Genomic DNA, 14,146 nt, shown 5'->3' on the forward strand with positions numbered 1-14,146 from the left:
GAAAAATTATATCTCTACATGTAAATGTAGTTCCAACTATTTACTTTTAACCAAATAAAGTAGAGTGACTACCTGCTTCAATCAATGCTAGTTCCATTATGTTGTCTTTTATTCTGTAAATTAAAAGTAAATCAGGTTTAACATGACACTCTCTACAGCCCTTAAAATTACCTACAAGCAAATGGTCTTTATATTTTGCTTCTATGTTTTCTCCATTGGCTATATTTTCAATAACCAACAACATGGCATTTTGATTTTCAGAAGAAAGTTTTTTAAAAGCTTTCTTAAAGGATTTAGTTCTAAATATAGAGTATTTCAAGACATTAGGTCTTTTTTAAGGTCATCCATTGAAGAAAAAGTTTTACCTTCTCTTTCTTCAAGCTCTTCAAGTGCTTTTTCCATTCGCTTGGTAGGTACTTTTAATTCAAAAGGGATAGAGTGAGTCATTGCTACTTGTTTACAAAAAATATTTATGCCTTCACTAAGACTCATGCCATACTGTTTGAAAACTTCTGATGCAATTAGTTTTGCTTCTTGGTCGATACGAACACTTGTACTTGCTCTCATAAGAATCTCCTTTTAAAGAATTATACCACAATTGTAGTACATAATGCAAACAAAAATGGTCTTAAATCTTGAATTATTACCAAGAAAACTATATCTTTACTGGGCAGTTAAAACTCCATTAGCTAACTAACTTCAAATTCTAGAAGATTATAGAGAGTGACAATGAAATAAAAAGTATTAACTTTCTGGTATATATTTGTTTATTTGATATAATAATAGCTCTTTTAACTCTTCTTCGTTATTTAATGATGAAATTGTTAAATATAATTTTTTGGATATTTTCTTAAATGCTTCAACGAATAGAGGGTTAAAATGAGTTCCGCTTTCTTGAGATATAATTTCAATACTTTTTTCATAGCTAAATGGTTTTTTATAAGGTCTTTCTGATGTTAAGGCATCAAACACATCTGCTATTGCAAATATAGCTGCATTTACTGGTATATCATCACCTTTTAGTCCATAAGGATAACCGCTTCCATCATACTTTTCATGATGATATAACACTACATCTTTAGCACCAGATAACCAAGAAATATTTTCTATGATTTCTGCTCCTTTTGTTACATGACTTTTCATTGTTTCAAACTCTTCTTCTGTAAGTTTTCCAGGTTTTAATAATATATTATCACTTATACCAATCTTACCAATGTCATGTAAAAATGAACCTCTTATTAAATCTCTTTTATCACTTATACTTAATCCTAATTCTTCTGCAATTGCGATAGCATACAAAGTAACTCTATAGTTATGTCCACCAGTATCATTATCTCTTTGAGAAATAGCTTTACCAAATGTCATTAGTGTTTCTAGCCTTGAAGATATTAGTTGATTAGTATAATCAATCAGTGATGAATTCATACTAAACATCATAGGATATAAAAAGAGTGTTGTAACAAGAACTATCATCAAAGAAAAAAGTATTGAAATAATTATTTCACTTTTTATTTGCGATAATTCATTCTTTGGAACAGTATATTCAAGAGTTAAATATCCTAGTATTTCTTGATTTGTAATATCTCTAATAGGAATAGCAACTTCTAAACTAATTTTTGACCAGCCTAAGTTTAAAACACTATCATTATTTTGCTCTAGTAATTCTTGAATAGGAATATGTTTACTTTGTTGTAAACTGTTTATAGTTTGGATTTCTTCTAATTGCTGTGTATAAAATTTTATATAAGAAATATTACCCAGTTTTAGTTTTTCTAAAATTTTTTCTTCTAAAGTTTTAATATTTTCTTTATTATAGTTTTTATTAGAACTTTGAAATAAACTAATTAGATCAATTGATTCTTTTTGAACCAATTGATCTACTCTCTCTTCAATAATCATATAATTATACAGTAAAATGCCTAAAGATAACAACAATGAAAAAACAATAAGAAATAAAGTGACTTTTTTTATAAGTGTTTTTTTTAAGTTATCTATCATGTTCTTTCTTTATTTAAAATTTATTTTTCTTTAAATCTTCTAAAACTTCATCGGCGATGTTCCTAACATCGTTTGAAACAACAGTAATTTTATTAACTATATCATTATTGCTTTTAGTTGATTTATCTATGTTTTTTATAGCTTTATTTACATGTGTTATATTTTCATTTTGCTCATCTATTTCTGAACTTACATCAACAATAGATTGTGTCAGTATATTGACATTTGCATTAATTTCCAATAAAGATTTTTGTGTTCTTTCTGCCAATTGTCTAACTTCATCTGCAACTACCGCAAAACCACGACCATGTTCACCTGCACGCGCAGCTTCAATAGCAGCGTTTAAAGCAAGTAAATTTGTCTGATCTGCTATATCTGAAATAATTGCAACTATAGATTTTATATCATTTGATTGAGAAACTATATTATTGGCCTTCTCAGATATATGCACAATTGATTGAGTAATATCTTCGACAGAAGATATAGTTTCTTCGATATTGGTTGTTTGCACATTTGTTGACTCTGTTAAATCATTCATTAAAGAGTATAATAAGTCAGATTTTTCTACCAAATGCAGTGAAATTTGAGAAGAATCATTTAAGGACTTAATGATGGAGTTTTTCAACTTGTCTATATTTTTTATGAGTAAATCAAAATCACTATTTTCTATAAATTCATCAGAACTAACACTCGCAGTATAATCATAATTCGTGTACTGATTTAAAAGATTATTTATAGAATTAGAATTTGATTTTAAATTTACTAAAGTATTATTTATTGTTGTTTTTAACTCAATTAAAGCATCATTTTTGCTTTGAACTGTTATAGTACTTGAAAAGTCACCCTTCTCAACTTTTGTCATTATTGTTTGTAAATCTTTTATGAACTCTTTATCTTCTTCTAGAGATTTTTTTGATTTTTCTATATGTTCATTTACTACTTTACTCATAAGCCCAATTTCATCATCTGAATTATATTTTATTAAATCAACATTCTTCTCTTCTTTGTTTAAATATCTAAAAAACTTTAATATTCCTACTTGAAAAACCTCAAGTGAACCCATCACTTTTTTAACCAATAAAATAAACATCAAAATGATAAATACAACAATTATAATCCCTATTAGCATATTTTGCGTATTTAATGACAGTAATTTATCTTCTATCGTCTGTGTATGGGTATTATTTTCTATTTTTTGGGCTTTTATCCAAGTATCTAGTTGAGAAGTGATTTCTTGTTCTAATGGATCAAGCTGATGTAAAAGTATATTGCCTTCTTTTGGGCCGCCTGTTATATACTTGTTAGCCATTTTTAATCCAATAGCATAATATTGATCTGCATTATTCTGAAAAATTTTTAGCTCATTGACAACATCTACTTCATTAAGTTGCTGATGAGATTCGATTAAACGTTTTACTATGACATCAAACTCTTTTTTCCTCTTTTTTGCTACAATTAATCCATCATTGGTTTTTTCAGTTGCTCTTGTAGCAGAAATATCTAAAAATGCATTATTTATTGCCAATAATTTATTTTCTAATTTCAAATAATCAATATAATGAGGCAATATATCATTATCCTTTTGCCACAACAACTTTTCTATGCCCATAGTATGCTGTTTTATTATAAAGACACTTAAACTTGAAAACGCCGCTATCAAAAATCCTGTCAGTATTAAAAACTTTTTAATTGAAATATTTTTCAACATCTAAAATCTCCTTTTTTTACAACTAACAAATAATATACCTGCATATACTACTCCCCCCCCTCTTAAATAATCATTAAAATTATACATCCTAAAATGAAATTAAGATGAAAAGCTATATCTCTACATGTACACTAGTTCCAACTTCTTGTGTTGAGTCTACATGTAAAACTCCACCATGAAGTTCAACAGAGTTTTTTACTATACTTAAACCCAAACCAAAGCCTTTGATTTTTTTGTTTCTGCTTTCGTCTACTCTGTAAAATCTATCTGTTATAAATGGAAGTTTATTTTTTGGGATGCCTATGCCTTCATCTCTTATGATGAAGTGGATTTTATCGTCTTGGTGTAGTGAGATATATATGTTTTTATTGTTTGGAGTGTATTTTATGGCATTGTCTATTAGGTTTGAGAAGACGGTTAAAATTAGAGTAGCACTTGCTTTTGAGACTACTTTTTCAAATCTTTCAATCTCTATCTCTATATTTTTATCTTTTGCTTTAGAAGTATATTTTTCTAATGTTTCTAAAAGTAAAGCATTGAAATCACACATTAAAAAATCTTTTTTCAAATTTTCTTTTGAGTACTTACTAAGGAGCAACAACTCTTCTACTATATTTTGTATTTTATTTGATTCGTTTTGTATATTTTTGATACTTTTTTTATAGTACTCAATATCTCTTTCTTTATTGAGAGCAAGTTCTATCTGTCCATTTATAACAGTGAGTGGAGTCTTGAGCTCATGTGATACATCGCTATTAAACCGTTCTATTTTTTCAACACCATCTCTTAGTCTGTCAATCATATCATTAAATGTTTGTGCCAACTCTTTTATCTCATCTTCACTATCATCTAAAGTGATTTTTTCATTAAAGTTATTTACTGAAATATTTTTTGCTATGCTACTTATACTTTTAACAGGAAGAAGAACTTTATCTAACATTTTATTCGCAATATAAATCAACATAAGTAGTAAAATAGGCTCTAAAATCAACATTGCATAGAGTATATCTTCAAGTCTCTCATCTATCTCTTTTTCTAAAACAACTATCTTTGCAGAAAAAGGTTCATCTATGCGCATACTATAAACAGCACTACTAAACTCTTTTCCATCTAAAATAGTAAAATTATTTTTTATTTTGCTTATGCTATTAAACTCAAACTCTTTTGTTTTAAAAAAAATTTTATTGTTTTTAATAACTGCGAAAGGAAATTTATGTTTTATTGAGGCAAGAGGTTTAATGTTGATACTTTCTTTTATATATGTAGCTTCATTATATAATTTACTTTCTATACCTAAAACAAAACTTTTTTCAAAAAAATAGTAAAATGACACACTAAATACAAACAATATAGCAAATGACAATGAACTAAACCAAAAAAGAACTTTTGTTTTTAAGCTTTTAAATTTCAACTTTATATCCTAAGCCTTTAAAACTTTTTATAAAGTCTTTTCCTAGCTTTTTTCTTAAATGGTAAATAGTAACTTCTATGACATTACTTTGATTAAACTCTTCGTTACTCCAAAGTTGCTCTTCAATCATAAACTTTGATACATAAGAATTTTTTCTTTTTACTAAAAATAGTAGCAACTCATACTCTTTTGCTGTCAATTTAACAATTTTTGACTTTTGAGTCACTATTTTAGTACTAGTATCTATAGAAACATCATCTATATCTATTGTTTTTTTACCACCTGAAATCACTCTTCGATGCATTGCCTCAACTCTAGCATGTAGTTCAGCAAAACTAAATGGTTTACTCAAGTAATCATCTGCTCCATTTTTTAATCCCATAACTTTATCATCTATTTCACTTTTGGCTGTTAGCATTATAATTGGAGTTTTAATATCTTGTTTTCTTAATGCTTCTATAACTTGAATACCACTTTTTTTTGGTAACATCCAATCTAAGATGATGACATCATATCTGTTTATAGTAGCTAAATACTCTCCATCTTCTCCATCTTCAGCACTATCTACGATATATTTTTCTTCTAAAAAACTCTCTTTAAGTAGGGAGAGGATGCCTAAGTCATCCTCTATGATTAAGATTTTCACAATCTAACTCCAAAATTTATACCAAGATCCATCATTTTCATTTTCACCGTCATTTTCATCACCTTCGTTGTCACTTTTGTCATGAGAATCATTTTTTTCAACTTTTGATGCTAGTATCTTACCATTTCCTGCATCAATAAGTACATTGGTGATTTGATTGTTGTTTAAAACATCTGCTTGATAAACTAAATTTCCATTTATATTTTCAAGCTGAACATCTATAACATTGCCACCAAATTGATTTTTAGCAATCTTTGCAACTTCTTCTACACCTAGTTTAGCTGAAGACTTTTCATCTACTTCATTGGTGCTTTCTTTTACTTGTATTGAGCTTTTTACTTGTAATTTATTTTCATCATTTGATTCTTTACTAGCATCAGCCATAGCCATGGTCCCAATTAAACTTAAAACTACTAATCCTTTTACAAAATATGAACTTTTTTTCATAATGTAAATCCTTGTATTAAATTTCAATCATATATTTGATTGATAGTGAAATTATAGAAAGAGTAGATGAAACAAAAATGAAAAATTATCTATTTTCTTACAAAAAACAGATAAAAACTAGGGATAACCACTAAGGATATAATAACAGAACCAACTAGCCCAAATATAACAGCAACAGCAAGTGGTTGAAGCATCTCCCCACCATTGCCTAATCTTAAAGCCATAGGTAAAAAACCTGCTATTGTTGTTATGGAAGTTATCATGATTGCTCTTACTCTTAATATAGAAGCTTCTATAACTGCTTCTTTTATAGATGAAGCTTTATCTTTGATATCTTCTATAAAACTTACAACTAAGATGCCATTATTTACCACAATACCAAGTGAAATGATAAGACCTATAAATGCTGATACATTAAAAGAGGTATGTGTAATAAAAAGTCCATATATGACTGCTGATAAAGACAATAAAGAGGAGATGAAAACTATCAAAGTAACTCCATACTTCTTAAATTGCCATAACAATAAAATAAAAACCAAAAATGCAGCCATTATAACTATATATAAAAGCTGTTTAAAAGATTTTTGTTGCGTCTTCCAATCACCTGCTAACTCTACATTAACATTTTTAGGTAACTTTAGAGTATCTAGTTTTGTTTGAATTTGTCGTGCATTTTTTTGTAAATCATTTGAGTCTGTTTTAACCTCTATATTTATAATTTGCATTCCATTTTGACTAAATATATTTCTTGGCTGCATTTTAGTTTTTATGGTTGCAACTGTGCCAAGAGGTATGTAATTACCATTAGAAGTGAAGATTGGTAGCATATCTAAGCTCTCAAGATACTTTGTATATGAAGTTGGATATTTTATTCGCATACTAATACTTTTGCCATTTTGGGATACATTTGTTGCAATATCACCTTGTAAAGCTATTTTTACTTGCTTTGAAATATAGTCTTCACTTAAATTAGCTTTTTTCAAATACTCTTTTTTATATTGTATATCAAATACAGGTGTATCTTCTGGTATCTTTGCTTTTAGTTTCTTGATAAAAGTAAGTTTATTTAAACCCGTCTTGATTGTGTCATATGATTTTAATAAATCACTTTGATTTGCACTAGTTAGCTGGATAAGTACAGATTTTTGTTTACCACTAAAATCTGCAAATCTGTCTGGTAAGATTTGATGTAAATCTACATTTAACTCTGGAAACTTAGAAATCAACTTACTTTCTAGATTATCCATAACATCAAAAGTAGATGGGGCATTTTTATCTTTTTGAACTTTTGGATGCATATAAAAATGTGCTTCATTTGGACGAACTGCTGCATCTCCTATTTGTGTGGAATAAGTTTCTATAAGAGGAGTATCTTTTATAACTGTTTCAACTCCTTTTATGATTCTTTGCATCTCTTTTAACGATGTACCAGGTGGTGTATCTAAGTCCATGATAAATGTACCCTCATCCCAACTTGGTAAAAAACTAGTAGGAAGTGATTTAAACAAATATATACTATATCCACCCATAAGCAAACTTGCAACAATAAAAAGAGATGGAAGTCTTAAGATTTGTACCAACAGACTTTTGTATGATTTTTGTAAAAATGTTAACTTTGATTCTTTTAAAACCAATGCTTTTCTACCACTAAAAAAGTATTTCATCAATATAGGAATAAAAAATATAGCTAAACAAAGAGAAACGCTAAGTGATATAACAATAGTCATAGATGTAGACTTAAAGAAAAATCCTGCTATTCCATCTAGAAGTAATAGTGGCACAAAAACCGCTACAGTCGTTAATGTTGAAAATACTAGCGGACTCACAACCTCACTAGTTCCATCTATAATAGCAGATGATACATCTTTTTCTTTACTTAAATACCTAGATATGTTTTCTACCATCACACTAGCATTGTCAACTAAAATACCAAGAGCTGCTGTAAGACCACCTAAACTCATAATATTTAGAGTCATTCCAAAATATTTCATAATAACTACAGATATTGTCATTGTAAGAGGTATAAAAATCAATAAAGAAAATGACATTTTAAAATTTCTTAAGAACAAAATCACAACAAAAGATACTATTATCATACCCATTAAAAGATTATATAAAACACCATTTATTGACTTTTGCACAAACTGTGCTAAATCATACCATTTAGATATGTGTGTATCTGCTGGTAGTCTTGACTTTAAGGCTTTAAGTTCTTTATCTACACGCTTAGATACTTCAAGTACATTTGCATTTTGATGTTTTAAAATATCAAATAAAATAGCTTGATGTCCATTTGTAGAAGTTATTATAGTGTGAGCAGTTTTACCAAGAGAAATATCAGCTATATCTTTTAGATATATCGTTCTATTGTCTATAGTTTTTATAATTATATTGTTTATATCATCTATACTTTTTAGTTGATAATCACTTACACCAAGGTACATCTTGTACTCTTGATTTATAGTACCTACAAATTTTATATCATTTGAGTTTTTTATGCTTTTAGATACATAGATAGGATTTAATCCAAACTGTATAAGTTTGTTTGGTTTTAACACCACTTGGTACTCTTTATCAATTCCTCCTGTTATATCTACTCTCTTTACCCCTTCAATCTTTTCTAAATTTGGTCTAATAATATTTTTGACATACTCTTTGAGTTTATCTAAAGGCACAGTATCCGAATACAAACTATACCCTTCAACAGCAAACGCACTAGTACTCATCTTCACAATATCAACTTTACTATTTTGAGGAAGAGATGATTTCATTTCACTCATTTTTGTTAAAGTTGCTTGATAAGCCTGTGTTAAGTCTGCGTTCCAGTCAAAAGTTAACTCAAATTCAGATATCCCCTGATATGTCTTAGAAGTAATTTTTTTTACACCAGAAATAGCATAAAGTCTATTTTCTAAAGGCTTTGTAACTTGCATTTGCATCTGTTTTAGTGGCATAAACCCACTATCTATATTTATCTGTATATGAGGAAAAGTTACTTTTGGAAATACTGATTGGCTAATAGTAAGTATATTATATCCGCTCACTAAAACTATACTAAAAATAATAAAAAATATTGGAGCTCTATTTTTTAGTATACTGTGTATAAAGTTTTTCATTCTATTACCCTAATTTTCATACCATCTTCTAGTTCATAGTTACCCAAAACAACTACATCTTCCCCTATAGATAGACCTGATGTTATCTCTAAATATTTATCTGTATTTATCCCAATGGTTACTGTTTTTTCTTTTGCTTCTGCATTATTGACAACATAAACTACTTTTTTCCCATCTTTACTTAAAACTGCATCTCTGCTTATGGCAAGTACATTTTTAGGTTTTAAAGACACCACAACATCACATACTGTTCCTTCATATATGATGTCACTATTTTTTATGTATGATATAGCTTCAAAAGTGTCATTAAGAGGATTTATCAAAGGTATAACTTTATTAATAATACCTGTATGTTTGCTATTGCTACAAATATATGTTATTTGTTCTTTTGTTTTTATATATTTTTTGTATTTATTAGGTATAGAAATAGAAATGTATTTGTTTTTATCAGAACTAATTTTAGCCAACGCTATACTAGGAGTAACGATACTACCTAAAGAGACATAATCTTGAGCAATATATCCGCTTATAGGAGCAAATATTTTTTTATCTTTTATAGAAAAACCTTTGATTTTTTCTAATGCTTGAGCTTTTTTAGTACGAATTGTGGCAAGAAGTTGACCCTTTTTGACATAATCTCCAGTAGTATAATATTTATCTATAATTTGTCCATCAAATTGAGTATATACCTTTGCATTTGAAGATTTACTAGTTTTTACTGCGCCAAATACTCTAAAAGATTTTATCAAAATATGATTATTGACTTTCTCAATTTTGACTGGCATTCCAGTATTGTCACTAGCCATTAAATATACCATACTTAAGATTATTAACATTATTTTTTTCATTTTACATCTCCATTGTAATAGTGCAATTTTGCTAAATTTATTTTATAATCATAAAAAACTTCTAGAGATTTTAGCTTTGCTTGTAAGATATCTTTTTGTATATTTATCAACTCACCTATATTTGTATTTAGACCATTTTTGTACTCTACATGTAAAACATTATATGTTGCTTTTGTTTTTTCATAAGTATCTATGTATTTTTTATATAAGTTTTTGTTGAATTGTAAACTTTGGGATAATTTTTTTACATCTCTTTTTATCGCTTTGACTTTTTTTGATATTTCAAGTCTTTTTTTATTGATAGATATTCTTTTTATTTGCTTATCGTATTTTGAAACATCTGTTGTAAATAAAGGAATATTAACACCTGCATATATATTATAATTATCACTTGTATTTCCAGCAAAGAATTTTTCTTGTTCAGTTTTAATATAAAACGATGGATATATACTGCTATCTTTTTTTATGTTCGTTGCTAAAAGTGCATCTAATTCAAAATTTAAACTTTTAATCTGGGGAGAATTTTCCTCTGTATGTGAGATAAAAGAAGATATATTTTCAGTATTTGAAAAGTCTAATACAATATCTTTAAAGTTAACATCATCTTTTTGATTTATTAAATCCCTTAAATAGCTCTGTTTCGATGCTATTTCATGTTCTTTTGAAAATATTTGATTTTCTATAGAGTCAATTGTGTTGTCAACTTTATAAATATCACTTTGTAAGTTTATCTCTGCTTTTACAAGAACAGTTGTTGTATATCGTAGTTCTTCTAATAGTTTTTTTTGTTTTTTTAGTACTTCTAACTCTTTTTTTGCTCTTAACAAATTGTAATAATTTGTTTTTGTATTATATGTTAAATATGAATAAATTATATCTTTTTTTAATCTATCAGCATTAAGTGAAAAATTATTTAAAGAGTTGTATCTATTTAAATACGAAGCAATATTATAGGTAAAAGTCAATGAAGTAGTTAAAGAGTCATTTCCAAATCCGTGATTATAACTATTTTTGTATTCACTATTAAACTCTATCGATGGTTTTTTTTCTTTATCTAAACTTGCTTTTAGTTTATCTAGTTTAACAAAATCTAATTTTATATTTTCTTCTGCAATAGCTATATCATTATTATTTTGTTTAACATAATGTATGCACATAGGTAAATCTACCACTTTATTTGCAAATGCAAAAACAGGTATTAAACATATATATACCAATTTATAATTTTTCATTTTTCCCCTCCATTTCTCGTGAGTATAAAATTTCAAGATGAAATAAAAATGAAAAGTTTTATTCATTTTTGTTTCATCTACACCATTTACAATACACAAATAAAAAAGGAGATGTCATGGACACAATCATAAAAGTAAAAAATCTCACAAAAAAATACAAAAATTTCACATCAGTTAATGATATATCATTTGAAGTAGAACAAGGAGATATATTTGGCTTTTTAGGACATAATGGAGCTGGTAAAACAACAACTATCAATATGTTAACAACTTTATTGGAACCAACTAGTGGAACCATAACCATAAATGGTTATGATAGTATAAAAGAGAGTTTAAAAGTAAAGTCAATCATAGGTTATGTACCAGAAAATGTACAATTATATGATACATTAAGTGCATATGAAAATTTAGAATTTTTTGCTAAGTTATCTGGCATTGAAACTCCTCATAAAGATATTATCAATACCTTAGAGTTTTTAAATGCCACTTCATATAAAGATAAAAAAATTTCAGAACTTTCAAAAGGCATGAGGCAACGCATAGGTCTTGCACAAGCTATTATTCATAAGCCAAAAATACTTTTTTTAGATGAGCCAACTAGTGGACTAGATCCTATGGGAGTCAAAGAGTTAAGAGATATCATCCTCAAACTAAACCGTGAAGAAAACATGACAATTTTTATGAACACTCACCTTCTCTCAGAAGTCTCAAAAACTTGTAAAACAATTGCAGTTTTAAGTCATGGGAAACTCATATATCAAGATAGCATAGACAATACAATGGCTAGATTTAAAGATGAAAGTTCTCTAGAAGAGATTTACTTTGATATAGAGGAGAGTTAATATGTCAAATGCATCTATTATCTTAGCTAAAAAAGATATAAAATTATTGTTTAAAGAAAATAGTTTTTTGATTATATTTTCTATATTTATGCTGATGAGTGCTCTCTCAACCTACATTGGTTGGTCAACCAATCATACAATTATGGATATTTACAATGCTTCAGCGATAGAATTAAAAGCATTAAACCAACCAGTTCCTCCTATTCCTTTTTCTCAAGAATCTCTAGGAATCATAAAAAATATGATTATATATATCGCACTAATTGGAGCACTATTATCCATAACTTTTGGACATATTATTGGGATCAATGATAGAAAAGCAGGAGTTACGAGGATTTTATTTTCAAACTCATTTTCAAAAAATAGTTTTTTAATAGGAAAATCTATATCAACTTTGAGTGTATTAGCTATTGCTATTATTTTATCTTTTATTATAAGTATAGTATCTTTATTTCTCGTTGGAGTTTTTAGCTTTACAAATTTGATAAATGTCTTTGAATTTTATATGGTATCCTTTGTATATCTGGCAGGATTTGCTTTTTTAGGAATCTACTTTGCAATAAAAACAAACAGTAGTACAAAAGCTATACTTTTACCACTTCTTTTATGGATAGTAATTACATTTGCCCTTCCTGAAATGAGTTCAGCATTGTATCCTACTGGCTCACTTAATCCTGTATTGCCACAAACAAACCTTGTGGACTCACCTATTCTTGCTAATATGCACAAAATAGTGTACCCATTTTCTATATCAGAGCAATACAAAGAATTAAGTTCAAATATACTTGGTTTTTCACAAAATATGCCAACAAATATCACTAGATATTCTTCTTTTGGTCATATTGGTATATTGGCACTATGGTTTTTTTTAACATTGTTCATAACTTTCAGAGCTGTTAATAAATATGATGTTTCGCAAGGAGATGACTATGAATAACATCTATATTATTGCTAAAAAAGAATGGATAGATATCTTAAGAAGTAAAACTTTTATCTACATGGTTGCTTTGTTAATTTTTTTAACTATATTGTCTGTAAGTGTTTCATTCTTGATTTTTAACGCACAACTCAATGAATATAACAGTGCACTTGCATTTTTAAAGTCACTAGGTAAAATGCCCTCGACAGCTATGCCTAAATTATATCCTTTAAATTTATTAAGAGGTGTAGTTGATTATGTTGAAATTATTGGTGCTATTTTAGGAATTATTCTAGGATATATAAGCATTGCAAAAGAGAGAAATACGAAAGCTTTAAAACTTATATTAACTCGTACTGTTTCCAAAAAAGAGGTAGCAATAGGTAAATTAATCGGTAATGGAGTTTTTATTTTTTTACTGATGATTGCAATTGCAACTGTAGTATTTTTAGAAATATATTTTGTTGGTGGTGTAGTTTTAAGTGGCATTGAAATCACAAAATTATTTTTATATGTTATATTTTCTACATTATATATAATGGTGTTTTTTATGCTCTCCTTTTTACTCTCATTGCAAAAAAAGAATATCAATCATGCTCTAATTTTATCTTTTATAATTTGGTTAGTTTTTGTACTTATATTTCCACAAATTGGTGATACTATGGATCCTGACAATCAAGTGCCTGGTGGATTTTTTAAAAGTATGAATATAACAAGAGCAAAAAGCAAAGAAATTATGAAAAAATTCAATAATTATGAAGTAATTCGAGGTGGCATTGAACAATTATCGATAACAAAACATTATGAGAGAGAAATGTTTGCAATTTTTGGTATAAAATCTATGTACAATGATATGTCTCTTAGCAAAATATTGCTTGACAATGCTGGCAATGCATTATCAATTTTGTTTACATTCATATTTGCTTACATATTAAGTTACCTAATACTTATAAAAAATAAAAACTATTTAGGAGGCTAG

At 27.8% G+C, this 14,146-nt stretch carries 12 protein-coding genes and 1 pseudogene; 3 read left to right on the forward strand and 10 right to left on the reverse strand.

Annotation, left to right across the window (positions count from 1 at the left end; genetic code table 11):
* Positions 1-46: 46 nt before the first annotated feature.
* The 10 genes and pseudogenes from ACKGJI_RS07520 to ACKGJI_RS07565 form a co-directional block, all read right to left on the reverse strand.
* A complete protein-coding gene (locus ACKGJI_RS07520; protein ID WP_458699674.1) occupies positions 47-319 on the reverse strand; it encodes a type II toxin-antitoxin system YafQ family toxin in 273 nt (90 codons plus the stop codon).
* Positions 316-567, reverse strand: coding sequence for a type II toxin-antitoxin system RelB/DinJ family antitoxin (locus ACKGJI_RS07525; protein WP_458699675.1), 252 nt, complete (start codon positions 565-567; stop codon positions 316-318). The genes ACKGJI_RS07520 and ACKGJI_RS07525 overlap by 4 nt, the downstream gene beginning before the upstream one ends.
* 177 nt (positions 568-744) lie before the next feature.
* Positions 745-1,998, reverse strand: a complete 1,254-nt coding sequence (locus ACKGJI_RS07530; RefSeq protein ID WP_458699676.1) for an HD-GYP domain-containing protein — start codon at positions 1,996-1,998, stop codon at positions 745-747.
* 13 nt (positions 1,999-2,011) lie between these two features.
* Positions 2,012-2,473 (reverse strand): annotated as a pseudogene (locus tag ACKGJI_RS07535) (methyl-accepting chemotaxis protein); the annotation flags it as partial.
* 1,345 nt (positions 2,474-3,818) lie between these two features.
* Positions 3,819-5,117, reverse strand: a complete 1,299-nt coding sequence (locus tag ACKGJI_RS07540; RefSeq protein WP_458699677.1) for a sensor histidine kinase — start codon at positions 5,115-5,117, stop codon at positions 3,819-3,821.
* Positions 5,107-5,763: a response regulator transcription factor gene (locus tag ACKGJI_RS07545; protein WP_458699678.1), complete on the reverse strand. Its 657-nt coding sequence runs from the start codon at positions 5,761-5,763 to the stop codon at positions 5,107-5,109. Before ACKGJI_RS07545 ends, ACKGJI_RS07540 begins: the two co-directional genes overlap by 11 nt.
* A 3-nt stretch (positions 5,764-5,766) precedes the next feature.
* The gene (locus tag ACKGJI_RS07550; RefSeq protein WP_458699679.1) at positions 5,767-6,210 is read right to left on the reverse strand and encodes a PepSY domain-containing protein; all 444 of its coding nucleotides are present in this window, start codon (positions 6,208-6,210) and stop codon (positions 5,767-5,769) included.
* A gap of 89 nt (positions 6,211-6,299) precedes the next feature.
* On the reverse strand, positions 6,300-9,326 hold the full coding sequence (locus ACKGJI_RS07555) for an efflux RND transporter permease subunit (protein WP_458699680.1): 3,027 nt from the start codon (positions 9,324-9,326) through the stop codon (positions 6,300-6,302).
* On the reverse strand, positions 9,323-10,174 hold the full coding sequence (locus ACKGJI_RS07560; RefSeq protein WP_458699681.1) for an efflux RND transporter periplasmic adaptor subunit: 852 nt from the start codon (positions 10,172-10,174) through the stop codon (positions 9,323-9,325). The genes ACKGJI_RS07555 and ACKGJI_RS07560 overlap by 4 nt, the downstream gene beginning before the upstream one ends.
* On the reverse strand, positions 10,171-11,406 hold the full coding sequence (locus tag ACKGJI_RS07565; RefSeq protein WP_458699682.1) for a TolC family protein: 1,236 nt from the start codon (positions 11,404-11,406) through the stop codon (positions 10,171-10,173). Before ACKGJI_RS07565 ends, ACKGJI_RS07560 begins: the two co-directional genes overlap by 4 nt.
* Before the next feature lie 116 nt (positions 11,407-11,522).
* On the opposite strand from ACKGJI_RS07565, the gene ACKGJI_RS07570 reads away from it, so the two are divergent.
* From ACKGJI_RS07570 to ACKGJI_RS07580, 3 genes are read left to right on the forward strand one after another with little or no spacing between them, the layout of a single operon-like run.
* The gene (locus ACKGJI_RS07570; protein WP_458699683.1) at positions 11,523-12,248 is read left to right on the forward strand and encodes an ABC transporter ATP-binding protein; all 726 of its coding nucleotides are present in this window, start codon (positions 11,523-11,525) and stop codon (positions 12,246-12,248) included.
* A gap of 1 nt (position 12,249) precedes the next feature.
* Positions 12,250-13,185: an ABC transporter permease gene (locus ACKGJI_RS07575; protein ID WP_458699684.1), complete on the forward strand. Its 936-nt coding sequence runs from the start codon at positions 12,250-12,252 to the stop codon at positions 13,183-13,185.
* Positions 13,178-14,146: an ABC transporter permease subunit gene (locus tag ACKGJI_RS07580; protein ID WP_458699685.1), complete on the forward strand. Its 969-nt coding sequence runs from the start codon at positions 13,178-13,180 to the stop codon at positions 14,144-14,146. The genes ACKGJI_RS07575 and ACKGJI_RS07580 overlap by 8 nt, the downstream gene beginning before the upstream one ends.

This window comes from Sulfurospirillum sp. 1307, from assembly GCF_054408545.1.